This is a genomic window from Hahella sp. CR1 (assembly GCF_029813005.1).
Classification (GTDB): Bacteria; Pseudomonadota; Gammaproteobacteria; order Pseudomonadales; family Oleiphilaceae; genus Hahella.
Genome location: NZ_JAPELK010000015.1, coordinates 37,753 through 60,104, shown reverse-complemented (window position 1 = coordinate 60,104; position 22,352 = coordinate 37,753). Strand labels below are relative to the sequence as shown.

The window sequence follows — 22,352 nt, the reverse complement described above, 5'->3', positions numbered from 1 at the left end:
CATGTCGCCGCACAGGCGCATCCATGCGCCTGACTATCAGCGGTCGATTCATTGTCAGGCTGATAACGAGTGGGAATCTGAGTGGCGTCCAGGCCAATACGGCGATGCAATATTTGATAATCTAAACGCAAATCATTATCATTTGAATTAATTTTCGCGTCAACCTGCAGAGAAACGTCGCCGTAACGCATCGCTCATCCGGCCGCCTAACTCACTCAGGTATCGGCGACATTGAGTAAGCCATCATTCGCAGCCATTAACTCGGACAGCCCAATCACCCCGTGAGACCATCATCGCCCATGCACCACTGTCAGCCCGGCGCCGCTTCCGTTCCGCTGGATGCGCTGCTGCGCGCCGCCGCGCTGGCGCATCCGGCATTGACGGGAGAGATCAGCGTCGACAACACCGGTTTGATTTGCGCAAAGGCGGATAATCAGGAAGTTCTGACGCAATTACACAACTACTGGCGCAATGCCTGCCCGGAAGCAGGCGCTCCTTACTGGGCCGTGCGCAGTTGGACCATGCTGGTGTGGCAACCGACTTTTATTGCGGTTGCAGCAGTGCATATCGTCGGCGCCGCCGCGCCTTTATCCGAGCTGGGACAGAAGTACGCCAAGGGCGTAGTAGCGGGTTTTCGCACGCCACCCGTGGCCTTGCCCACCGCCGCCATCGAACGCTTGATCGAACTCAGCGGCGCAGAGCTGGCGCAAGTGTGCGAAGGCTTTCTGGAACAGCTAAACCGCATCGCCAAGGTTAAACCACTGATCGCTAAACGTCTGGTTGCGGACAGTCTGTTATCCGCCCTCTCCCGCCTAAGCCTGCTAAGCGCCCCCCCAGACAACGACGAGATCCAACATTGGGCGCAAGCCTGGCTGAAGGCCATGGATCTTGTTGGATACAGCAGCCTGACGCCCATTCCGCTACATAACGGAAGACTGCAACTGACCCTGGACCGCAAAGCCTGTTGTCTGCACTACCTGCGACAGGACGGCGAACTGTGCGCGTCATGCCCGAAACAAAAACCGGAAGTGCGCGTACAACGACTGACGGAAGAATGGAACGCCTATGCTTGAACTGGAAGATATCCGCGTGCGCCGCGATGGGCGTGACATTCTGTCTCTGCCCCAGCTGTCTCTGGACCCGCGCCGCTTCAACGTTATCCTGGGGCATAACGGGTCTGGAAAATCCACCCTGATCAATTTGCTGGCGCGGCAAATCCAGCCGGATTCCGGCGTCATCAGACTGCAAAACCGCCCGTTGAACGATTATTCACAACGAGATCTGGCGAGGAACATCGCGTTTCTGCCGCAAAATCTACCTGAAGTCGCCGGTCTTAATGTCAGGGAGCTGATACGTCTGGGCCGCTTTCCCTGGCGTGGGACATTTGGACGCTGGCGTCAGGAAGACACGGCGATTATCGAGGCGGCGATGGCGCAGACAGGTGTGTCGCGCTACGCGGAACACCTGACGGATCAACTGTCTGGAGGCGAACGCCAGCGCGCCTGGATCGCCATGTTATTGGCCCAGCAGGCGCCGTTGTTGATGCTGGACGAACCCACTTCCGCCCTGGACTTATCCCATCAATACGAAGTGATGGGGTTACTGCGCCGTCTCAATCAAGAACACGGACGCGGCGTTGTCGTCATCCTCCATGACGTCAATCTGGCCGCCCGTTTTGCAGACCGCATCGTGGCGCTGAAACAAGGGCGGCTGGCGTTCGACGGCGCGCCGGAGTCACTGTTGTCCGCTTCGCTGTTAGGGGAGTTGTACGGCATTGATATTGACCTTGTCGATCATCCGCGCCAGGACGGCAAAATTGCGGTCGTGGCCTGACATTCATGATTTCTTATTGCACATCGATTAACCCTTCGCCTTCCATCCGGGTATGCCCATGACTTTATTTTCCAACCTGATTCGCCCTTCCCGTCGCCCGCTCACTCGGAGCCGCGCTTTCATTGCTCTCGCCTCTATCCTGGCGCTGACGATCAGCGTCTGCGCCCAGGCGATCACCATCAGCGACAGTCGCGGCGAGCATGAATTCGCGCAAACGCCGCAACGGGTTATCGCGCTGAACTGGTCTATGGCGGAAAATCTGGTGGAACTTGGCGTCACGCCGATCGGCGTCGCCGATATCAAGGGCTATCAGGAGTGGGTGGTGCGACCGCAACTGGCGGATTCCATCACTGACGTAGGCACGCGCTCCGAACCTAACCTGGAGCGTATTGCGGCCCTGCAACCGGATGTGATTCTGCTTTCCAGCATGCAGGAAGGCATGGTGGAAAAACTGGAGCAAGTGGCGCCAGTGCTGTTTTTCGACTCTTTCCGCGCCGACCACGATAACTTCGATGTCTCCCGGCAGATCTTCCTGCAACTGGCTCGCCTGTTCGAGAAAGAAACCACGGCGAAGCAAAAACTGGACGCGATGGACGCCCGCTTTGGCGAACTGCAAGCGCAATTGAAGGCGCACTATCACGGCAACTTGCCCAAAGTGGCGGCAGTGCGCTTCACCACGCCCTCGGTCCTGCGCATCTTCGGCGACAACTCCATGGCGCAAGCCGCCATGGCCAAACTGGGACTGCAACCCGCCCTGCCACAGTCGGCGACCCAATGGGGCATTACGCAGAAAAAGGTGACAGACCTGGGGCGGATCAAAGACGGCGTGGTGATTTACATCGAGCCTTTCGAACAGGCGGACGACCTGTTCTCCACACCATTGTGGCGGGCAATGCCCTTCGTTCGCGGCGAACGCTTCGCCGCCGCCCGCTCCACCTGGACTTACGGCGGACCGCTGTCGGTGCAATATCTGGCGGAATCCATCACCGACGCCTTATTAACGCTAACGCCGTGATCAAACTGGATCAGCTCATCGCTACAGGTTGAAGTCGTATGCGCCGTTACCTGGTCACCCTGGCGTTATTGCCGGTTCTGCTGTTCGCCTACCTGCAACTTAGCTCTCCGCCGCCGCTCAGCGTGCAGTGGACGTTGCTCAGCGGCGGCGCAGCCGTAGAGTTCGAAGACTTTCAGTTCTTTTACGCCACCCTGCCCCGGGCCTTTCTGGCCTTGCTGGTTGGCGGCGCAATGGGACTGGTCGGCAGTCTTCTGCAGCAAATCACCCAGAATCGCCTGCTCTCTCCTATGACCCTGGGCGCCGCGTCAGGAGCCTGGCTGGCGCTGGTCTGCGCCAGCGTCTGGGCGCCCGCCCTGATGGCGAATTATGGAGCCTGGATCGCCATGGCCGGCGCCAGCCTTTCCGTCACGCTGGTGTTATTGATCGCCGGCAGCGGAGGCTTGGCCGGTTTGCCTGTCGTGCTGGCGGGCATGGCCGTTAATATTCTGTTGGGCGCAGCGGCTTCCGCTATCGTTTTGCTCAACGATCAGTATGCGCGCAACCTGTTCATCTGGGGTGCGGGGGACTTGACGCAAACAGACTGGAACTGGGTGGTCTGGCTCGCGCCCAAACTAAGCATCGCCCTGCTGATTCTGCTCTTCGCGCACCGCCCCCTGACCTTGCTGCGCCTCGGAGAGGCCGGCGCACGAGGACGCGGCATGGGCGTTTTCGCCACACTGGCGTTACTGCTTCCCGCCGCGCTTTGGCTGGTGGCGTGTTCTATCACTGCCGTAGGAGTTATCAGTTTTATTGGCCTGCTAACGCCTAATCTTGCTCGCGCACTGGGAGCGCGCCGCGCCGGCGATGAGTTGGCGTACAGCCTGCTGCTGGGCGGACTGTTACTGCTGGCGACTGACGCCATCGCCGTGCTGGCCAGCCAATGGACAACCGATCTGGTGCCCAGCGGCGCCGCGGCGGCGTTAATCGGCGCGCCTGGATTAATCTGGTTCACCCGCCGCAAGTTAACCGCCGCCGATCACAGCTCTCTACAGCTGCCCGCCGGCGTGATGAAACTATCCAAAACCGCTCTGATCATGCTGGCGCTGGCCGTACCTGCAACAGCGGCGATAGCGTTGTTGTGGTCTCCAGAAGGGGCCGGTTCCGTCAGTTGGCGCTTTGGCTGGCCGTCCGACCTGGTTTTCTCTCTGCGCTGGCCGCGTATTGTCACCGCGGCGGCGGCGGGAGGCGGTATAGCGCTGGCGGGCGTCATCCTTCAGCGATTGATTCGCAACCCCCTGGCGAGCCCGGATATTCTGGGCATGTCCGCCGGCGCATCGCTGACATTAGTGCTTTCCGTGTTGGCGTTTGGCGGCTCGATCTATCAAGCTGGCCCTTTGATCGCTTTCGCCGGCAGCCTGGGAGTACTTTTGCTGCTATTGCTGCTGGGACGCCGCCATCACTACGCCCCCGGCGTTATGGTGCTGACCGGCATCTCCCTGGCGGCGTTGATCGACGCTCTCGTGCGTTTCGCCCTGGCCAAGGGCAGCGACAGCGCCTATTCGATTCTGAGCTGGATGGCTGGCTCTACTTACCAAACCACCGACGGTAAAGCCTGGCTTCTGCTGACCGGCGTTATCGTCCTCGCCACGTTATGCGCGCTTTGCTCCCGCTGGCTGACACTGATTTCCGCTGGCGATCAGGTCGCACTGGCCCGTGGTCTGAATGTCAAACGCGCCCGCCTGGCACTACTGTTTCTGGCTTCCCTCGCCTGCGCGCTGGTCACAGCGGTGATGGGCCCCGTCGCCTTCGTAGGCCTGCTTGCGCCACACATGGCCGCCATGCTCGGCGCCCGCAAAGCGCCGCAGCAACTGCTTCTCGCCATTCTGTTGGGGGCGTTGCTGATGATTCTCTCCGATTGGCTGGGACGCACGCTTTTATACCCGGCGCAAATGCCCGCTGGCGCAATCGCGTCTTTGCTTGGCGGCGGTTACTTCATTTACCTGCTGACGCGTCGACGCGCAGCGTAAAACGATTTTTGCTTGCCTGTTGGCGAAATACCGGTAGACTAACAAACAAATGTTAGACATACGGACATTTGTTTGTGATAACCGAACGCGAACAGGAGATCCTGGATTTAATCCGCCAGGACCCGCTCATCTCTCAACAGGCCCTGGCCGACCGTCTGGGCGTCAGTCGCTCCGCCGTGGCGGGTCATATTATGAACCTCTCCAACAAGGGCGCGATTCGCGGTAAGGGCTATATCCTCGCGGACAATCCTTACGTGGTGGTGATTGGCGGCGCCAACATGGATATTCTCGGGCAGCCCAGCGACAAACTGCTGCCCCGCGACTCCAATCCGGGGCATGTCAGCTGCTCTCCCGGCGGCGTCGCCCGCAACATTGCGGAAAACCTGGCGCGCCTAGGCGTAGACGTGCGCTTGATCGCCCCCCTAGGCAAAGACGTATACGGACAGACGCTGCTGGAGCAAGGGTTGCAATGCGGCATCGACATGCGCCATTGCCTGCAACTGGACGACGCCGTCACCTCCACCTATCTGTCAGTGCTGGACGCCTGCGGCGACATGTCCGTCGCCATCAATGACATGCAGATTCTGGATCGTCTCAGCGTCGAATACCTGCGCAGCCATGCCGACATGATCCGGCGCGCCAGCCTGCTGATTGTCGACGCCAACCTGTCGGCGGGGGTATTAGAGTACCTGCTCAGCCAGTTCCCTGATCTGCCGATATTCGCCGACCCGGTATCTGGCCCCAAGTCGGACAAGTTACGCGGGCTGCTCGACGCCATCCACACATTCAAGCCCAATCTGGCGGAAGCGAAGCGCCTCTCCGGGCTGGACGCTCAGGATGACGGACAGTTATCCCAGCTGGCCTCCTGGTTTCATCAGAAAGGCGTGCAGCGTGTTTGCATCAGCCTCGGCGCTCAGGGCGTTTACGTCAGCGAAGCCGGCCGTCACCAACTATATCCGCCGCCGCCCATCCAGCCGGTCAACGCCAATGGCGCCGGCGATGCGTTTCTCGCTGGCCTCGCTTATGGCTGGCTGGCGCAATGGCCCACGCCCAAATCCGTTAACTTCGCCATCGCCGCCTCGGCGGTGGCCATGTCGCACCAGGCGACTATCAATCCGAATATGTCCCTGGCGACCGTGAACCGTTTACTAGAGGAAACTTTTTTATGAATACTTATCTGGACGTATCTCCCGAAGTACAAGCCGCTCTGGCGGCCGGCAAACCGGTCGTGGCGCTGGAGTCCACTATCATTTCCCATGGCATGCCCTGGCCGCAAAACGCGGAAACCGCATTGCAGGTGGAACAGATCGTACGCGACAACGGCGCGGTTCCCGCCACTATCGCCATCATCAAAGGCCGTCTGAAAGTCGGTTTGAGCAAGGAAGAGATCGAATACCTGGGTCAGGCCGGTTTGAGCGTCACCAAAGCCAGCCGCCGCGACATTCCCTTTATCGTCGCCCGTGGCGGCGACGGCGCCACCACTGTCGCTTCAACAATGATCCTGGCGGCCATGGCGGGAGTCAAAGTCTTCGCCACCGGCGGTATCGGCGGCGTGCATCGCGGCGCGCAGGAAACCTTTGATATCTCCGCCGACCTGCAGGAACTGGCGCACACCGACGTGGCGGTCATCTGCGCCGGCGCCAAATCCATTCTCGACCTGGGCCTGACCCGGGAATATCTGGAAACTCATGGCGTGCCACTGGTGGGCTATCAGACTTCCACCCTGCCTGCGTTCTACACCCGCGACAGCGATTTCGATGTGGATTATCAATTGGATACGCCAGAGCAGATCGCTTCGGCGCTGCAAGCCAAATGGGCAATGGGTCTGCACGGCGGCGTGGTGATCGCCAATCCGATCCCGGAAGCCTACGCTATGGACCGCGCCAAGATTGACCAGGCCATCAACGTCGCGTTGACGGAAATGGAAGAGAATGGCGTCAGCGGTAAAGACTCCACGCCATTCCTGTTGGCGAAAGTGGCGGAAATTACTGGCGGCGACAGCCTGAAAGCCAATATCCAGCTGGTGTTCAATAACGCAGCCCTGGCGGCGCGCATCGCTGCGTCCTACTACGCTTAAATTCTTTGTCTACTGAGTGGTTTGACGGCGTTCGCCAAACCACTCCGTTCGATCATTTTCAGCCTGCCGAACTAAGCCATTCTGGGTGCGACAATTTGCCGTCTTCCCGACAGTGACCGACTCCTTCTAAACTTCCTCTCACAGCAAGGTACAGAGCGTTCGGCGCAAACTCCCCTTTGCGCAGTTCCGAACGCATTCCTTCCCAGGGTCGTCGTTTGTCCGGCTTCACGGCGGGCATTCAGCGTCCCGAAACTCTGCGGAAACTTTATCGCCCGGCCATCAACGCCGGGCGGGTTTTTTTTGTAGTTTCCGCTGCAAAGTACGGCGATGCATGTTCAGCGCTCTCGCCGTCGCCGAGATATTGCCTTCATTCTCCTGCAACACCCGTTGAATATGCTCCCACTCCAGACGCCGCACGGACAGGGTCGCATCCGTATCCACTTCAGATTCAACCGGCGCTTCTTCGCGGGGCTCGCCAAAAGCCGCCAGCAGCTCCGTCGCCGTCACCGGTTTACAGAGATAATTCAGGGCGCCGCGTTTGATCGCCTCCACCGCAGTGGCGATGCTGGAGTAGCCCGTCAACATCACGACCTGTAATTGCGGCTGGCGTTGCAGCATCTCGCTGAGCAGTTGCAATCCGCTGTCCCCCGCCAGATTCAGATCCAGCACCGCCCGACTCGGACTACTGTCTTCCAAATGAGCCAGCGCCTCGTCGCCGCAACTGGCGGTGATCACAGACTCGCCACGCCGACTTAGAGAGCGGGCGAGAGTTTGCAGAAAAACCTGATTGTCATCGATTAGTAGCAGCGGCGTATTCACCGTTTGGATTTCCTTGTGAAAGGGTCGCATTCTCCCCGTCGCAGCGTGCGCCCTGGGGCATCGGCAACAGGATTTCCGTAATAGTTCCATCAGCGACGTCGAGCAGACTCAAACTGCCGCCCAGGCGTTCAATGGTGGAGTGGGACAAAAACAGCCCCAGGCCATTGCCGCCTTCACGCATTGAAACAAATGATTTGCCCAGATTCTGCCTTACCAGCGACGGCAGTCCCGGTCCTTTGTCATGGATGCGCAACAACAGTTCGCCGTTGCTTAAACGCGCTTCCATTACCGGGTCCTCCGCGCTGGCTTTAGCGGCGTTATCGAGCAGATTCAGGATCGCCATATCGAGCATTTCTTCCGAACGCACTTCCGCCTGCGGATTTTCAATGCTCGCCAAACGCAATGACCCAGCAGGATGCAGCAGGGAGAATTCCTCACGCAGACGCTGCACGAAGCCTTCCAACGACTCACTGCGCACCACGCCAGTACGAATGTCCTCCGCCTGGCGCATCATCGACGACAGGGTCTGCTTGCACAAATCGATCTGTGTCGCCATGGAGCGCAAATCGTCCTGCGCCTGAGCGTCAGCTACATCATGACGCAGATCATCCACCAACAGCGCCAGGGTTCCCAGCGGCGCGCCAAGTTTATGAGCGGCGCCAGCGGCGAAAATAGCGGTCGCCACCAGCCGCTCGTCACGCAGCATCTGTTCCCGTTGCGCGGCGATCTGTTCACGCTGACGCCGGATAGCCAGAGTCAGCGGCGCCACCACAATCAGCAGCAAGGCGACGGACAACAAAAACGTCAGCCACATCCCCGCCAGATGCAAGCGCATGAAGTTCTGCAAACCGTCCGGGCGGCTACTGGTGAGCGCGACGAAATCCTGCGTCAGCGCAAAATAGATGCTCACGCAGACTGTCGCCAGAATCAGGCTGGACTGCCATCCCAACAGCGCAGCGCCCATGGCCACCGGCATAAGCAGTAATGAAATGAATGGGTTTGTATGTCCGCCGGTGTCGTGGAGAAACCAGCCCAGCAACAAAGTGGACGCCAACAGCACCGCCAAATAGCGCCCGGTGGTCAACTCCCTTATCCGTATGGAAGCCAGACAGGTCAACGCAGTAATCGCCAACTGCGCCGGCATGACCGCCCAAGGCAAACGCGACGGCAGCTCCAACCGCCAATGGCCGCTGAACAACGCCAGCAACGCCACCAGGGAGATGGACTGCATAACCAGGTAATAAGCCAGATAACGCAAGCTGTCCCGCTGCAAGGGCGTCGCCAGCCAAGCGAAATATTTTGTAGTGTTCATAACGATCAAACCCCAGAGTTGAGGGCATCATACCACTTGCCAAGCCATCAGCGCCCCATGTGACATTTTGCCGCACTCCGCTTAAATTCACCTCCGTCATTCGCTCCTGCGTTTTTTGGTCGTTTCGATCGATAAGCTACAACATAGCCCTCTCTAAGAAGGGTGCGCGAAGAACGCAAACGAAGAAGGAATTTCGATCATCAATGCAAGTCATCGATACGCCAATACACCTCAGGAGGAGAACATGGACACCTCAAAAGCCCAACTCATGGTGAGCCTCGCCCGGGACGAACTGGATGCGCTGCTGGACTGCGCTGCGGAGAAAGGAGCCCGACGGGCGCTGCTCGATTTAGGTCTGACAGGAGAAGACGCTTTTTCCGATATCCGTGAACTACGAGCGCTGCTGCAAGCGCTGCGACACGCCAAGCAGACCGCCTGGCATACGCTAATCCGGCTCGGCACTACCGGCCTGATTCTAACGCTGATGGGAGGGCTGGCGGTGAAGTTTCAACTGCTGTAGCCCGCCAGCGTTGCAGTAAAGACGTCCCCTAACCGCTAACGGTGCGGGCGACCCATGTCGTTCAGGCCGCCCGCCTCTCAGATTGAACATTGTGAACCCGCTTCCGCTGGGGTATCCTGCCTCCGCTTTTTTAAAGCGCACATTTAATCAACTTATTCTCAGGGCAGGGTGAAATTCCCTACCGGCGGTATGTCTCCAGTGGACGAGCCCGCGAGCGCCTGCTGTCGTTCAGCAGGGTCAGCAGATCCGGTGAGAAGCCGGAGCCGACGGTTACAGTCCGGATGGGAGAGAATAAGGCCAATGTCGCAGCGGGACCGCGGAATTCGCCACGGCCTGTTGCGGTCGTACGCCTGTTGACCGGTGTAAGTCGGTCGTATTCCCACAGCCCTGATTCTGGTAACTCAAATGGAGATCCCATGAATCAGCCACACACTTCTTTATTAACGCCGTTCGGCGATGCGATCACCCGGGTGGAAAAAGCCCTGGAAGCCATTCGCAATGGCCAGGGCGTCCTGCTGGTGGACGATGAAGACCGCGAAAACGAAGGCGATCTGATTTACGCCGCAGAAACATTGACCGAGCAGCAAATGGCGCTGTTGATCCGCGAGTGCAGCGGCATTGTTTGCCTGTGCCTCACTGACGACGTTATCCGTCGCCTGCAGTTGCCGATGATGGTGTCGGAAAACTCCAGTAAAAACGGCACCGCGTTTACGGTCACCATTGAAGCCCGCGAAGGCGTCAGCACCGGCGTCTCCGCCGCGGACCGGGTCACCACCATCCGCACCGCTATTGCTGACGACGCCAAACCGGAAGATCTCGCCCGCCCGGGTCACGTTTTCCCCTTGCGCGCGCAACCCGGCGGCGTACTATCCCGTCGAGGACATACAGAAGGCACCGTTGACCTGATGCGCCTGGCGGGCTTGAAGCCCACCGGCGTGCTCTGTGAACTGACCAATCCCGATGGCACGATGGCGCGGCTGCCGGAAATCGTCGCATTCGCAGAGAAACACGCTATGCCGGTCTTAACCATTGAAGATTTGGTGAAATATCGGACAGAGACGATGGATCAAGCGGTTTAATTACCCGACGCCGCGAACCTGTCTCAGACGGAGCCGAACGGCTCCGTCTACTCCATCTCCCGCTCAGCCAGATACACCACTGGATTATCACAGCAATCCAGCACCTTGCGTACATCCTCAATACTGATCTCCACCGTCTTCTCAGGCGGCCCGGGAGAAAACACCAGCCTTTCACTGGCGAATATGCACTCATCAATTACCAGCGTGATATCAGCAGGATGCCCAAAAGGACAGGCGCACATCGGCTCACACCCGGTCATTTCCTTTAACTCCTCATCACTGCAAAAAGACGCTTTACCGCCTAGCGCATTCTTTAACTGCTTCCAATCCAAACGCTGATGCTGCAGCGTCACCAACATGCAAAAGCGCCCGTCTTTCAGTTTCATGAACAGACTTTTGCTTTCCGCGCCGGTGAAGCCAAAACGCCTGGCCACCTCTTCCGCCTTTTCATAGGTGAACACAGGCTCGTGAGTTTCCTCGCGATAATTCACATTGGCCTTCTGCAACAAAACCATCGTATCCCGATATAAGTCGTCAAGCGTTCTCATTGTCTGCTTGAATCAATTCTTTGGTAAGGAAATGCTTGGCCTGATTGTGCTTGGGGTACGACTCCAATGTAAATTGCAGCGTGTATCCTTTCTTTTCATAAAAAGGCAATGCCTGAAAGCTGAACGTATCCAGGACGGCAAAACGACAACCACGCTTAATCGCCTCCGCCTCAGCACGGGCCAACAACTCCCCGCCAATCCCTTTCCCCCGCAACGATTCGGACACCCACAAATATTTAACCTTAAGCCAATTCCCAAGCGTCTCTCCAACCACCCCCGCCAACTTACCGCCTTGATCATCAGAATAAAAAACCGCCAAATCCTTCATCTCCCGCATATCCATATAGTTCAGATTATAGGCAATCAAACCATTATGAATAACGTCAATATCTTCTTGTGTGGGGGAATCTGTTAATACGAAGTTCATATTTTTCCTTTTAAATAATATTGCATCAGCATTCCATAATTATTGGAATTAAACCTATCTGACAACTACAGGTTTTTCGTCCAGCATATTGCCGTCACCTTTCACTGTAGAGAGTTAAAAACGCACAAAAATAAGACATATATTGGGGTGGTTTTCAGCTAGCTAATACACCCCCCCGAGATTTCCCTAAGTTAGGGACTATCTGAAAATTCGGGCTAAAGTATATAGTTAATTGTGATTAAGGGCATACGGTCATCAAGAAGCCTCCATCACATCTCAATAACGCCAATTCTTGAACCACTGGCCCTTGATCTATACACTCCACAGCGACCTCGGAAACCGTCAGCCTTGCAATACGGGTATCGCTGGTTAAGCTACAGCCCTTCTTTTCACAGTCTCTAAACAGAATGAAAATCCATCAACTGATCATACATTTTATCGCCTTTACTATTAGCATCGGCCAAGCGACTTCACTTTACGCTAAAGAGCACAAAGTAGATAAAAATAACTTTAGCGCCCATCTGTATGAGTTACTAGATCGTGCAGAGAACGGAGATATGATCGTATTACCTCCCGGAAATTTTTTCCTCGACCGAGAGCTTAGAGTATCCACAAAGGGTCTGACGATTACTGGAGCAGGCCCTCGCGAAACAATTCTGGATTTCTCCAATCAGAAGCAAGGAGCGCAGGCCTTGTTTGTAAGAGGCTGGAATATTACGCTTAAAAACTTTGCTATCGCTCATCCTGGTGGTGATGGTGTAGTCATTAGAAATAGCTCAAAAGTACTGATATCAAACCTCAGAATAAATATGGGAGAAGCGCCAGACTCCAGCAATGGGGGGTACGGTATTTATCCCGTAAGCAGTCGACACATAACCATAGAAAACACTGAGGTTTCTGGCGCTTCGGATGCCGGCATTTATATCGGACAGTCTATATACACATCAATCCAAAATAATCATTCGCACCACAATGTCACTGGAATAAATGCCGAAAATAGTCAACATGTTTACATAAAAAACAATAGGCTTCAAAACAATACAGTTGGAGCGTTAATTGTATCTTTGCCAGACATGCTTTACCCCAAGTCAGACAATATTATCTTCGAAGATAATATTATAGATGACAACAATCTAAAAAACTTCGCACTGGAAGGAAATGTTGTTTCTCAGTTTTCTCCCGGCATAGGTATCGCTTTAATTGCAACCAGCAATGTATTTATAGACAGTACTGTCTTATCAAAGAATGACAATGCAGACATTCTGATTGCCGGTTATCATTTCCTAAATCGGCCACCCTATGGAGCAGCATTTACGCCTTGGGTCAAAAGCACTTCAATCAGTAATCCATTTGGGGCAGTAAATATTCTATGGGATGGTGAAACCACAGAAGAAGACCCACTCCCTTTGTGTGTAAGTGGCGAGGCTGTTATAAGCACTCTCGGGCAGGACAAAAAAGTTATAACAAGCAATAAGCTTCACTGCAGCTTGTCTAAACCGGAACAGATTGAGGTAATGTCTCCAGATGTTTGACAAAAACCTCTATCGGCTACTGTTTCAAAGATTAATTATTCTTGTCCTCATTTCCTTGGCTGGGCCAGTAAAGGCTGAACAGGGTGAGTCGTGGCCGCCAGCAAAGCTCTCAAGCTGGGAAATATTTACAATCACAGAAAATAAGCTGTCATTAAACCGGGAGTATCTTCCCTACAACGTCAAGCTGGAGTTATTTGCGGACTATGCAAAAAAATATCGCGCAATAAAAGTTCCTGTCGGTAAAAAAATTCGAGCCGATGCAAGCGGTGTTTTAAGCTATCCGGAAGGCACTGTGCTCGTCAAAACTTTTTACTACCCCTCGGCCGGTACAAGCCCTCCCAACACTTCTCCTGCTCTAGTCCAAACTCTAACGCGGGACATTGCTCGGGACAATTCTCTGATAGAAACCAGAGTTCTGATAAAAAAGGAAAGTGTTTGGCAGCCTCTGGTCTATCGTTGGAATAAGTCGAAAAGCGACGCAGAATTGTTAAACGGCGGAGGCTTGGAAACCATCTCTGTTGACAGTCAATTCGAACTCCAAAACTTTACATATCTTATCCCTTCTCGACACCAATGTATTGACTGCCATGGAGGCTACAATCTATCGGGAGAACTAGCCCCACTAGGGCCGGTAATCGAACAACTCAACATTGAAGTTAAGTATGCATCGAAAGCAGTGAATCAATTAGAGCTCTGGTTTCTGTCGGGATTGTTGGCGCTAGATACCATTCCCCAAAATAACACCGTGTTGGACACCAACAGCGCAAGGGATTATTTGCATGTGCATTGCGGGCATTGCCATAACGCTAATGGCCTCGCGTCCAGTTCCCGCCTTTACCTGACCAAGGACATTCAAGACCTTTATCGCCTGGGGGTATGCAAGCCGCCAATTGCAGCAGGCAATGCTTCCCTGGGCCTGAAATACGATATTGTTCCAGGACAGCCGGAGAAATCACTGCTACTTAGACGCCTTTCGTCGGTGACGCCTGAGGTTATGATGCCTGAGCTAGGGCGTTCACGGATCGATCAAGAGGGAGTTGATTTAGTGTCAGCCTGGATCAGGCAGTTATCTGGAATCTGCGAGAAATAACGTTAAGAATTCGTTGCTAAATAATTAATTCTTGATAAGATTCGCGCCTCGTCACATCGACTCGTTATCACAGGGGAAAGGATAACGCCTCTTTTTCCCTCGCCATTCAGGAATGCTCTGAACATGACAAAAGGATTAAGCGGCTGGACGATCGCCATAGCCATGGCGGCAAGCGTATCTACTTTTTCTTGGGCGGGGAACACCGCTGACACCTGGACCGGAGCCAACAATGGCCCTCCGGGTGGTGGTGGATGCGGTGGAGGCCCTCCCCCTGGTTGTACTGGCGGCCCTGGCAGCTTTGTTGGGAACGAAGGGGTTGGCGATCCTATTCACGTTGGCACCGGAAACGTCTACTTCCCACATGAGGTATACCAAAGTGGCGGCCGCTTCCCACTCACATTTTCGTTCTTCTACAACAGCCGCGTCAGACCCAGCTCCTCATTCACCTATTTCCATGGCGAGTGGACATACTCCTACGGACAACGGCTGAGCTTTGTTAATAGTTCTGTAATGGTGATTACTGCTGAAGGCCAGCAGATTATTTTCGAGGACGCAGGCGCAGGTAAATTCAAACCCACCTTACGCAACCAGTCCGTCGCCAAGTGGGGCTCGCTCAGTCGCGAGGATGGCGTCTATATCTACAAAGCGCCTAACGAGTTGAGCTACTACTTCGACGATTCCGGCGCGCTGGTGAAGGTCCAGAACAAGCAAGGCGAATATCATCAGCTTCGCTGGGAGCTTGTTGGCAACCAAAAGCAAGCCACCGTGACCCATTCCAGCGGGCAAGAGATCGTCATCAAATATTCAGAAGCGAATCTTCCAATACAACTGACGGACCCAGAAGGTAAAACGTACTCCTTTAACTGGCGCAATAGTGCGGAGGTGAATCTGCTTAAAGACATCATCTACCCGAGCTACACTGCCGCCAATGACTCCGTAGTGAACTTCCATTACCTTGACTCCTACGGTAATCCCTCATCGGACTGGCTGTACCAAACCGCACTGGAATCGGTGACGGACGAGGAAAACTGGCAAAAGGCTCACTGGAGCTATAACGAATACGGACACGCGATTCAAAATTATCTGGGCGATGAGTCGGAAAAATCCAAGGTTGTTGACGTGACGCCAGTGGAAATGGAAGGGACCAAACAGCACACTGCATATGTCAAAAACGCCTATGGCTGCAAAATTAAGTACGTCCACCACAGCTATATTCGCGGCAAAAATTATCCGGTAAACCCCTGGCTGAACTACGTCCAGGGCGCAGATGATCGTCCGGGCTGCGACATGATTGGCGTACTCGAACACTATAGCAAGTACCCAGGTCAGGATGACTATAAAGCGGGAGGATTACTGGAAGGCGGCATGCCAAACGAGTTCGTAGACAACATCTACGAGTACCGCGACAACTGGGACAGCGACCTAAAGAAGCATAAAACCCGTCGCCGTTCCTCTCTGAACGCCGATGGAAAGACGGAAAGAACTATTGCACTGGATCAGTATACGTACAACGAACTGGGGAGTGTCACCCACATTGATCGGTACAGCGGACCAATAAACAGCCTCTGGCGCACCGTCGATTATGATTACGCCCTCGCAGGCTCCGGCGCATATCTTCATGGCCGCATACAATCCCAAACCATTACAGACAGGAAACCCTTGCAAGGCTTACCATTTGAAACAACCGGCCGGCAGCGCACCTGGAATCACGAATACAGCTACTATGACGCGGAAGGGCGAGCACTACAGCGACATATCATCACAAACCCGAATGATAGCAGCGAGGCCTATGAGTATACGCCAGAGGGTTTTTTGCGCTCGTTCAAGAATGCAGCGGGACACCAAGTACAATACTTGAGTCATACTCCCCAAGGACTCCCTCAGACGATAATCGACGCTAACGGCGTGACAACGACGCTGACTTACAGTGACCGTGGTTGGTTGTTGAGCACCACGACTGAGGGGCGGATGACAAGTTACGACTATTATAAAAATGGACTAGAGAAACGCGTCACGCTACCTGGAGGGTACTGGACAGAATACGAGTATAACAGCGCCAGAATGCTAACCAGAATCACTCAAAGTAACGGCGACTACCAGACTATTCAGGAAGAAACCGACCGAGAAACGACGCACCAGAAAACAGTCTCCACCGCCTGGTTCAAATCCGGTGAACAGACACCCGTACGCACCGAAATCGCCGTCTATGACGCGTTGGACCGGCTGGTCAAAACCGAGACCGGCGCAGGAACCCAGACGCTTTACTATTACGAAGACGCCCGCTTCAACTACCGCATGACGCGCAAGGTCATTAAAGGCGACTCAACCACGCCAGACCGCGCCTATCGCTACGACTATCACCAAAACGGCTGGATGGAGATAAGCTACGCTGCGGACAATAGCGGCGACGAGCCAAGCGTCTCTTACGAGTATGAAGATCAAGGCAACCTTACTCTGGTGAAGGACGGCAACGGGCTTTCAACTCAGTATCTGTACGACGGCTTTAATCAACTAGTCAAGCAAATAAGTCCGGATACAGGAACCACACTGTATGAATATGACGACAATGGCAACCTGATCCGCCAGACCAACGCACAAGGCGTCACGGCTTATTACGCTTACGATAAACTGGACCGGCTAACGTCCGTCGTTTACCCCTATAGCCTTGAGGAAAATATCACTTACATCTATGACCAGACTGACTATGGCAGCGCCGGAGTTGGTCGCCTGTCCGAGGTTCAGGATCAGTCAGGACAAACCAACTACTACTACGATAACCTGGGACGCGTTACGAACAAGCTAACCCTGATAGGAGATCGGCACTATCTCTGGGAATACGATTACGACTCAGCAGGACGCCTGGAGACGCTACGATATCCAAGCGGTCGTCAAGTCCGCTACGAGTGGGACAACCTTAGCGGCCGCCTGAAAGCCATATACACGCGCGCCTGGAAAGGTGCGAAGGAAGCTGCTGTCGCTTACGATTTCAGCTACCTGCCCTTTGGCGGCGTCACCGCCTATACCTCCGGAAACGGCGTAGTCAACCAGCTGGGGTATGATAAGGGATACCGTATCAGCTCAATCGAAAGCCAGGGCGACTCGTCAATCATGAACCGGAGCTTGGAATGGAACTCCGCCAACAATATTGTGGGCATTGCCGACCATAATCAAAGCTCAGCCAGTCAGTCCTTCAATTATGATCTGGTTGATCGCCTCATTAGCGCCCAGGGCGCCTACGGGGCGTTAAGTTACAGCTATGACAACAACGGCAATCGTCAGACCAGAGAGCTCAGTCTTGATGGAGACCCAACTCCAGAAATCACGGAAAGTTACGGTTACATCAATCCACAGACCTCACAACAAGACAGCAACCGCCTATGGAGTCTGGAGAAAACCGGGGAAGCAGCCCGCTCGTTCCAGTATGACGCCAATGGCAGCATGCTCTCCAGAGGCATTGCTGGCGAGTCCTTCGCCTACAACAAGGCTGGCCGGTTGGAAAGTTACACTCATAATGGCGTAACGGTTAACTACCTGTATAACGCCATGGGGCAACGAGTAGTTAAACACTCCAATTCCGCCGGCTATACCGATACTCACTTCCTCTATGGCGATGACGGCCAGCTGTTGGCTGAACACGACAGCACAGGACGACTCATACGCGAATATATCTACGCCAATGGCGTCCCGATATCCGTGGCTCAGCCCGGCGCAGACGATGATAGCGACGCCGATGGCATGTCCGACGACTGGGAGCGCCAATACTTCGGAAATCTGGACCGGGATGGCAACGGCGACTCCGACTCGGACGGCGTCTTGGACAGAGAAGAGTTTATTCTCGGATTAAACCCGGTGGAAGATAGCCGCCCTGGGGACGCCGCAGAGGACTCCGACAAGGATGGACTGCCAGATGAGTGGGAGCTGAGCCAGTTTGGCAATCTTGATCAAACTGCCACCGACGACTTTGATGGCGACGGCTACAACAACCTGCGTGAATACCTGGACCATAGCAACCCAACTGATAAGCGTAACGCAGGCAAGCTGGGCGAGGATGAAGACGGCGACGGCATGTTGGACCAATGGGAGTTCTATTACTTCGCCACCATGAGCCGCAATGGCGCCGAGGACTTTGATGGCGATGGGTTCACTGACGTTCAGGAGTTCCAACATTGGACAAATCCAACGAATAAGCATAACGGAGGGCGACTTGGGGCTGACGACGACAACGACGGGCTACTTGATCGCTGGGAAGTTCTGTATTTCGCGACTATTGAACGAGATGGTACGGAAGACTTTGATGGCGATAAAGCAACAGACTCGAAAGAATTCCAGGATCATACCGACCCTACTGACCCAGCGGATTACATTCCGGATTTGCAGATCCTGATACCTGCACTCAAAGTTTACCCCATGATTTATTAATGAAAGGAGATAAAAATGAATAAGTTCTGGACCGCATTAGTTTTGCTTTTCTCTTCATATAGCGTTGGAGCTGCAACATTAGAATGCGAAGGAAAGTTAGAGTTAGTTCAAATTGGCTCTTGGCAAGGTGTCTACATAAAGGGAGAGTGGAATGCCAACCCGCAAAGAATTTGCGATCTTAACGGCGCATTTAAAAGCGTCCCTGGCGATGTTTGCAAACTATGGACCTCTACTTTACAAACTGCCTTGTACACTGGAAAACCTGTAAGGCTTTGGTACAAAGATGTAGCGTCGGAGAACTGTGCAAGCCTTCCAGCTCACACCGAGGCTCCAGCGCCAGCAGCCATATATTTGCTGAAGTAAATATCTACAGGAATTAAAAGGAGTAAAACCATGGATAGATGCTTCGCGTGGGCCTCTGCGTTGATTGCACTGCTATTAACCACCGTTGTCTCTGCGGAGAATCTTTATTTCGTCCATAGTGACCATCTAGGTATCCCGCAGGCAGTCACCGATGCACAACAAAAAGTAGTATGGGAGGCTAAAGCCTCTCCCTTTGGCTCAAGAAAGCCAAACACTTACGCACTTGAGTTTCACCTGCGGTTTCCTGGCCAATACTATGATTCGGAAAGCCAGCTCCACTACAACTACTTCAGGGATTATGATCCAGAGATTGGGAGATATATCCAGAGTGACCCGATAGGGATTCTACAACACGGCAAAGACCCAAAACTAAAAGAAATACCGCTTTCAGCCTCACAGTCACTACTTCTAGATGACAATTTAAATCATATATATGCTTACGCAAAATCCTCTCCAGTAGCCCTAATTGATCCATTTGGGCTATCGCCAAGGCACAGGCCCAAAATTACGAAAGATATGTGCAAAATGGACTGCACCACCCTTAATTCAACTTTAGATAAGGTTTGCAAGGCGACAGGCCCATTTTATTTAGCTTGCAAGGCAGAGGTAAACCAGCTCGTAGTTAATTGCATGGAAACTGGTGGGCTCGATATACCAGAGTGTAAAGATAAAGAACCATGCGAGGAAAACGAAAGTGATCAATAAGCAGAAACATCTGATATTAACATTCATATTACTATGTTTTTTATCATTTTTAGCTGGATACTACTTCTCTTCTAGCGAAATAAACAAGAGTGCTTACATTGAATATGGTTCCGACAGCTTTACAAGGGCTTTTATTGAGCACACGACTTTGTACTCTATACAAAAAAAAGATGACATGAAAAAGCTAGACTTAATGCTTTCTAATTTAATTTTAAGCGATGTCATGGCCATAAATTTCACGCAAATTCAGACTACAAGCAATGGCGAAGCGATATGTTCAGCTATCAACGAGATATACAAACTAAATAATATTAGTGACGCTCTCACCACTGAAATAATAAAATCCCTAGAAAGCTGTAAAAAATAGCCATGTCGAAATATGTTCAAGCTAACTATATTCATTCAGGAATCAATAGGGTCAGAGTCATTGATCCTTACATGCTTAAGAGTTAACCTAACAACCTCAATTTCAGAAACGGATTATTCTGATGGCTCGTTTACCTCGCCTTTAACTCTCGGGCTGTGCTCACCACATCATTCAGCGGGGCAACAATCGTGAACCCTGCTTTTACGATGAGGCGGACTACAAGGCTTATCTCTCTTTTCTAAAGGATGCGGCAGACAAATATCAGGTCGACATCCATGCTTTTGTCTTGATGACCAACCATGTTCATATGCTTGCCACCCCTGTAAACGACCAGGGAATAGGTCGAATGATGCAGGCGCAAGGACGCAAGTATGTTCAGTACTTTAACTACACCCATAGCCCTCTGTGGGAAGGACGTTACAAGTCCACCTTAGTTGATTCTGAGACATACCTGTTAACAGTTTATCGCTATATTGAGCTAAACCCTGTCAGAGCGGAGATGGTGGAGCATGCTTCTGAGTATCCATGGTCAAGCTATCGGCACAATGCCCTTGGAAGAATGATTCCGTTGATCAGGCCGCATTCGATTTACCAGCAACTGGGTAAAACGGCGGAAGCATTACCGACTATTATTTCGTGGTCAGATGCCAGAACAAGATTTATCTGCGATCCGGGAAGCGACTAACAGGGCTTGGGTGTTGGGTGATGATCGTTTTAAGGCTGAGATAGAAGCCAAAACTGGAAGACGGGCAAGGCCATTGGGACGAGGAGGAGATAGGAAGTCTGCGAAATTTCACGTGATGAAATATCAATGACTCTGACCCTATTGATATTGACAGGCACTGATCCTATTGATAGGCAGCATTGTTCACTCCGATTTTGTACATATCTAACACTATGATTTAGGTTAAACATGAGTATAGAAAGTGTAGTTTGGTTAGCTGCACCAATTATTTTATTCTCTACGTGCGGCTTTTTTATGCCCAGGTTAATTAACAGACAGCGACTCGGATTTGTTTTTATTGGAGTAATTTTAGGCTTTACCGGATTGCTAATGGGGCCCCGATGCCTATGCATGAAATTAGAGGAAAAAATATATGGGGCGTTAATTTATTCTATTAGCCTTTCCCTAATAATTATATTAGCTTTATATTTCCTTCTAATTTTCAGGAAGAAAGGGGATAAAAAATGACAGTTGGAATACGAGAAAAGCCATTTATCAGCATACATTTAATCGAAGTGATATTTTTATGAATTGGTATGCAGTTAGAAATATATATCATTTTGGAGTAAAAAAGTCAGGCGCCAACGTATTTGAAGAAAGAATCGTTTGCATTTATGCAAAAGACTTTGAAGAAGCTCATAAAAAAGGAAAAGAAGAGTCTGAAGCCTATGCATTAGAAAATGAATTTGAAGCACACAATGAACAGCATGCGTACAAACAAGATGGAAAAAAATTAATTGATGGATATGAGTTATGGTCAGAGTTATACGAATCGGACCTGAGTTTAGATGAGTTCTACAAAGAGCACTATTTAAAGTACATGTATGCGCCAGATGAGTAGAAACGCCCCACACACTACAACTCAAAAGGGGCCTCCTTCATTACCTATTTATCACACTCCACTTCTCCAATAATCAATCAGCAGGAGCTTTATGTCGTGGTACATAGCAGTATGTTCCTAGGCCACCTCAAACAACCCCACTCTCCCCCTCAAAACTCATCTCCACGAAGTTGCGTACGGTGACGCCTTCTGGGAGTTCAGGCACTCTAAGGGTGTCCAGGTCCCAGACTTTTTCTCCGTCGATGGTGACTTTCAGGCTGCTGCCGCACCAGGCGTAAATGGTGTAGGTGTCGTCTTTGATCCGCACTTCGAATTGGCCTGCCGTTTCGCTGTCGGCAGTGAATAAGGCGGTTTTTCCCGGGGGGACTTCCACTTCAAGAGCCCAGGGCTCTATCCATATGGTCATTGATTTGCCTGTGGGATTCAGGATTCGCTTTTCGTCTGTGTATATCATCGGGCGCTGTCAGGATTTCGTCTGAAAACGAGCCGCAATAATACATCATTTTTCGTATTTTGGGACACCCGCTACATTACAGACGGTTTTTTCTCTTTGATTCAATAGGTTGAAGTCAAATAAAGCAGTACTCCCGCCCTCTTCGCTTCTGCCGCAATGTTATAAACGGTCACTCTGTAGGCGCCAAAAAATCTAAAGGCAACCTTTTGAAAAAATGACGT

General features: G+C 52.7%; 21 protein-coding genes and 1 riboswitch. Of the genes, 16 read left to right on the top strand and 5 right to left on the bottom strand.

From position 1 onward, the window contains the following. Positions 1–281: 281 nt before the first annotated feature. The 6 genes from ONV78_RS27060 (at position 282) to ONV78_RS27035 (ending at position 6,931) form a co-directional block, all read left to right on the top strand. The gene (locus ONV78_RS27060; protein ID WP_279507642.1) at positions 282–1,073 is read left to right on the top strand and encodes a siderophore ferric iron reductase; all 792 of its coding nucleotides are present in this window, start codon (positions 282–284) and stop codon (positions 1,071–1,073) included. Further along, positions 1,066–1,833: an ABC transporter ATP-binding protein gene (locus ONV78_RS27055; RefSeq protein WP_279507641.1), complete on the top strand. Its 768-nt coding sequence runs from the start codon at positions 1,066–1,068 to the stop codon at positions 1,831–1,833. The genes ONV78_RS27060 and ONV78_RS27055 overlap by 8 nt, the downstream gene beginning before the upstream one ends. A 58-nt stretch (positions 1,834–1,891) precedes the next feature. Then, on the top strand, positions 1,892–2,848 hold the full coding sequence (locus ONV78_RS27050) for an iron-siderophore ABC transporter substrate-binding protein (RefSeq protein ID WP_279507640.1): 957 nt from the start codon (positions 1,892–1,894) through the stop codon (positions 2,846–2,848). Positions 2,849–2,886: 38 nt separating this feature from the next. Next, a complete protein-coding gene (fhuB, locus tag ONV78_RS27045; protein WP_279507638.1) occupies positions 2,887–4,854 on the top strand; it encodes a Fe(3+)-hydroxamate ABC transporter permease FhuB in 1,968 nt (655 codons plus the stop codon). Between the two features lie 74 nt (positions 4,855–4,928). Beyond that, the gene (locus ONV78_RS27040) at positions 4,929–6,023 is read left to right on the top strand and encodes a PfkB family carbohydrate kinase (protein WP_216738576.1); all 1,095 of its coding nucleotides are present in this window, start codon (positions 4,929–4,931) and stop codon (positions 6,021–6,023) included. Next, a complete protein-coding gene (locus ONV78_RS27035; protein ID WP_279507634.1) occupies positions 6,020–6,931 on the top strand; it encodes a pseudouridine-5'-phosphate glycosidase in 912 nt (303 codons plus the stop codon). The genes ONV78_RS27040 and ONV78_RS27035 overlap by 4 nt, the downstream gene beginning before the upstream one ends. Before the next feature lie 279 nt (positions 6,932–7,210). Here ONV78_RS27035 and ONV78_RS27030 read toward each other — a convergent pair whose 3' ends face one another. Next, a complete protein-coding gene (locus ONV78_RS27030; RefSeq protein WP_216738578.1) occupies positions 7,211–7,780 on the bottom strand; it encodes a response regulator in 570 nt (189 codons plus the stop codon). Beyond that, positions 7,722–9,062, bottom strand: coding sequence for an ATP-binding protein (locus ONV78_RS27025; RefSeq protein WP_279507632.1), 1,341 nt, complete (start codon positions 9,060–9,062; stop codon positions 7,722–7,724). The genes ONV78_RS27030 and ONV78_RS27025 overlap by 59 nt, the downstream gene beginning before the upstream one ends. Before the next feature lie 244 nt (positions 9,063–9,306). Between ONV78_RS27025 and ONV78_RS27020 the strand changes: the two genes are divergently transcribed. Together ONV78_RS27020 and ribB are read left to right on the top strand one after the other, a co-directional pair. Further along, on the top strand, positions 9,307–9,582 hold the full coding sequence (locus tag ONV78_RS27020) for a DUF6127 family protein (RefSeq protein ID WP_127973072.1): 276 nt from the start codon (positions 9,307–9,309) through the stop codon (positions 9,580–9,582). Positions 9,583–9,732: 150 nt separating this feature from the next. Beyond that, positions 9,733–9,879: riboswitch (FMN riboswitch) on the top strand. 119 nt (positions 9,880–9,998) lie between these two features. Continuing rightward, a complete protein-coding gene (gene ribB, locus ONV78_RS27015; RefSeq protein WP_216738580.1) occupies positions 9,999–10,661 on the top strand; it encodes a 3,4-dihydroxy-2-butanone-4-phosphate synthase in 663 nt (220 codons plus the stop codon). Positions 10,662–10,708: 47 nt separating this feature from the next. On the opposite strand, the gene ONV78_RS27010 is transcribed toward ribB, so the two are convergent. Continuing rightward, complete coding sequence (locus ONV78_RS27010) at positions 10,709–11,209, bottom strand: YbaK/EbsC family protein (protein ID WP_279507628.1); 501 nt, start codon at positions 11,207–11,209, stop codon at positions 10,709–10,711. Further along, entirely contained in the window at positions 11,196–11,636 is a 441-nt protein-coding gene (locus ONV78_RS27005) for a GNAT family N-acetyltransferase (RefSeq protein WP_279507626.1), read from the bottom strand. The genes ONV78_RS27010 and ONV78_RS27005 overlap by 14 nt, the downstream gene beginning before the upstream one ends. 407 nt (positions 11,637–12,043) lie before the next feature. Between ONV78_RS27005 and ONV78_RS27000 the strand changes: the two genes are divergently transcribed. From ONV78_RS27000 to ONV78_RS26965, 8 genes are all read left to right on the top strand, one after another. Next, on the top strand, positions 12,044–13,168 hold the full coding sequence (locus tag ONV78_RS27000) for a parallel beta-helix domain-containing protein (protein ID WP_279507624.1): 1,125 nt from the start codon (positions 12,044–12,046) through the stop codon (positions 13,166–13,168). Further along, positions 13,161–14,258, top strand: coding sequence for an SO2930 family diheme c-type cytochrome (locus tag ONV78_RS26995; protein WP_279507622.1), 1,098 nt, complete (start codon positions 13,161–13,163; stop codon positions 14,256–14,258). The genes ONV78_RS27000 and ONV78_RS26995 overlap by 8 nt, the downstream gene beginning before the upstream one ends. A 123-nt stretch (positions 14,259–14,381) precedes the next feature. Next, complete coding sequence (locus tag ONV78_RS26990; protein ID WP_279507620.1) at positions 14,382–18,677, top strand: DUF6531 domain-containing protein; 4,296 nt, start codon at positions 14,382–14,384, stop codon at positions 18,675–18,677. A 15-nt stretch (positions 18,678–18,692) separates the two neighbouring features. Next, positions 18,693–19,040, top strand: coding sequence for a hypothetical protein (locus tag ONV78_RS26985; protein WP_279507618.1), 348 nt, complete (start codon positions 18,693–18,695; stop codon positions 19,038–19,040). Positions 19,041–19,070: 30 nt separating this feature from the next. Next, positions 19,071–19,745, top strand: coding sequence for an RHS repeat-associated core domain-containing protein (locus ONV78_RS26980; RefSeq protein WP_279507617.1), 675 nt, complete (start codon positions 19,071–19,073; stop codon positions 19,743–19,745). After that, entirely contained in the window at positions 19,735–20,112 is a 378-nt protein-coding gene (locus tag ONV78_RS26975) for a hypothetical protein (RefSeq protein WP_279507615.1), read from the top strand. The genes ONV78_RS26980 and ONV78_RS26975 overlap by 11 nt, the downstream gene beginning before the upstream one ends. Positions 20,113–20,278: 166 nt before the next feature. Next, complete coding sequence (locus tag ONV78_RS26970; protein ID WP_347815434.1) at positions 20,279–20,797, top strand: transposase; 519 nt, start codon at positions 20,279–20,281, stop codon at positions 20,795–20,797. Positions 20,798–21,362: 565 nt separating this feature from the next. Next, the gene (locus ONV78_RS26965) at positions 21,363–21,677 is read left to right on the top strand and encodes a DUF4288 domain-containing protein (RefSeq protein ID WP_279507614.1); all 315 of its coding nucleotides are present in this window, start codon (positions 21,363–21,365) and stop codon (positions 21,675–21,677) included. A 127-nt stretch (positions 21,678–21,804) separates the two neighbouring features. Here ONV78_RS26965 and ONV78_RS26960 read toward each other — a convergent pair whose 3' ends face one another. Next, positions 21,805–22,083: a hypothetical protein gene (locus ONV78_RS26960; protein WP_127973091.1), complete on the bottom strand. Its 279-nt coding sequence runs from the start codon at positions 22,081–22,083 to the stop codon at positions 21,805–21,807. Between the last annotated feature and the right edge of the window lie 269 nt (positions 22,084–22,352).

Coding starts and splice junctions, on each gene's coding strand:
- ONV78_RS27055 (WP_279507641.1), top strand. CDS start 1,066: ATGCTTGAACTGGAAGATATCCGCGTGCGCCGCGATGGGCGTGACATT.
- ONV78_RS27050 (WP_279507640.1), top strand. CDS start 1,892: ATGACTTTATTTTCCAACCTGATTCGCCCTTCCCGTCGCCCGCTCACT.
- fhuB (WP_279507638.1), top strand. CDS start 2,887: ATGCGCCGTTACCTGGTCACCCTGGCGTTATTGCCGGTTCTGCTGTTC.
- ONV78_RS27035 (WP_279507634.1), top strand. CDS start 6,020: ATGAATACTTATCTGGACGTATCTCCCGAAGTACAAGCCGCTCTGGCG.
- ONV78_RS27030 (WP_216738578.1), bottom strand. CDS start 7,780: ATGCGACCCTTTCACAAGGAAATCCAAACGGTGAATACGCCGCTGCTA.
- ONV78_RS27025 (WP_279507632.1), bottom strand. CDS start 9,062: ATGAACACTACAAAATATTTCGCTTGGCTGGCGACGCCCTTGCAGCGG.
- ONV78_RS27020 (WP_127973072.1), top strand. CDS start 9,307: ATGGACACCTCAAAAGCCCAACTCATGGTGAGCCTCGCCCGGGACGAA.
- ribB (WP_216738580.1), top strand. CDS start 9,999: ATGAATCAGCCACACACTTCTTTATTAACGCCGTTCGGCGATGCGATC.
- ONV78_RS27010 (WP_279507628.1), bottom strand. CDS start 11,209: ATGAGAACGCTTGACGACTTATATCGGGATACGATGGTTTTGTTGCAG.
- ONV78_RS27005 (WP_279507626.1), bottom strand. CDS start 11,636: ATGAACTTCGTATTAACAGATTCCCCCACACAAGAAGATATTGACGTT.
- ONV78_RS27000 (WP_279507624.1), top strand. CDS start 12,044: ATGAAAATCCATCAACTGATCATACATTTTATCGCCTTTACTATTAGC.
- ONV78_RS26995 (WP_279507622.1), top strand. CDS start 13,161: ATGTTTGACAAAAACCTCTATCGGCTACTGTTTCAAAGATTAATTATT.
- ONV78_RS26990 (WP_279507620.1), top strand. CDS start 14,382: ATGACAAAAGGATTAAGCGGCTGGACGATCGCCATAGCCATGGCGGCA.
- ONV78_RS26985 (WP_279507618.1), top strand. CDS start 18,693: ATGAATAAGTTCTGGACCGCATTAGTTTTGCTTTTCTCTTCATATAGC.
- ONV78_RS26980 (WP_279507617.1), top strand. CDS start 19,071: ATGGATAGATGCTTCGCGTGGGCCTCTGCGTTGATTGCACTGCTATTA.
- ONV78_RS26965 (WP_279507614.1), top strand. CDS start 21,363: ATGAATTGGTATGCAGTTAGAAATATATATCATTTTGGAGTAAAAAAG.
- ONV78_RS26960 (WP_127973091.1), bottom strand. CDS start 22,083: ATGACCATATGGATAGAGCCCTGGGCTCTTGAAGTGGAAGTCCCCCCG.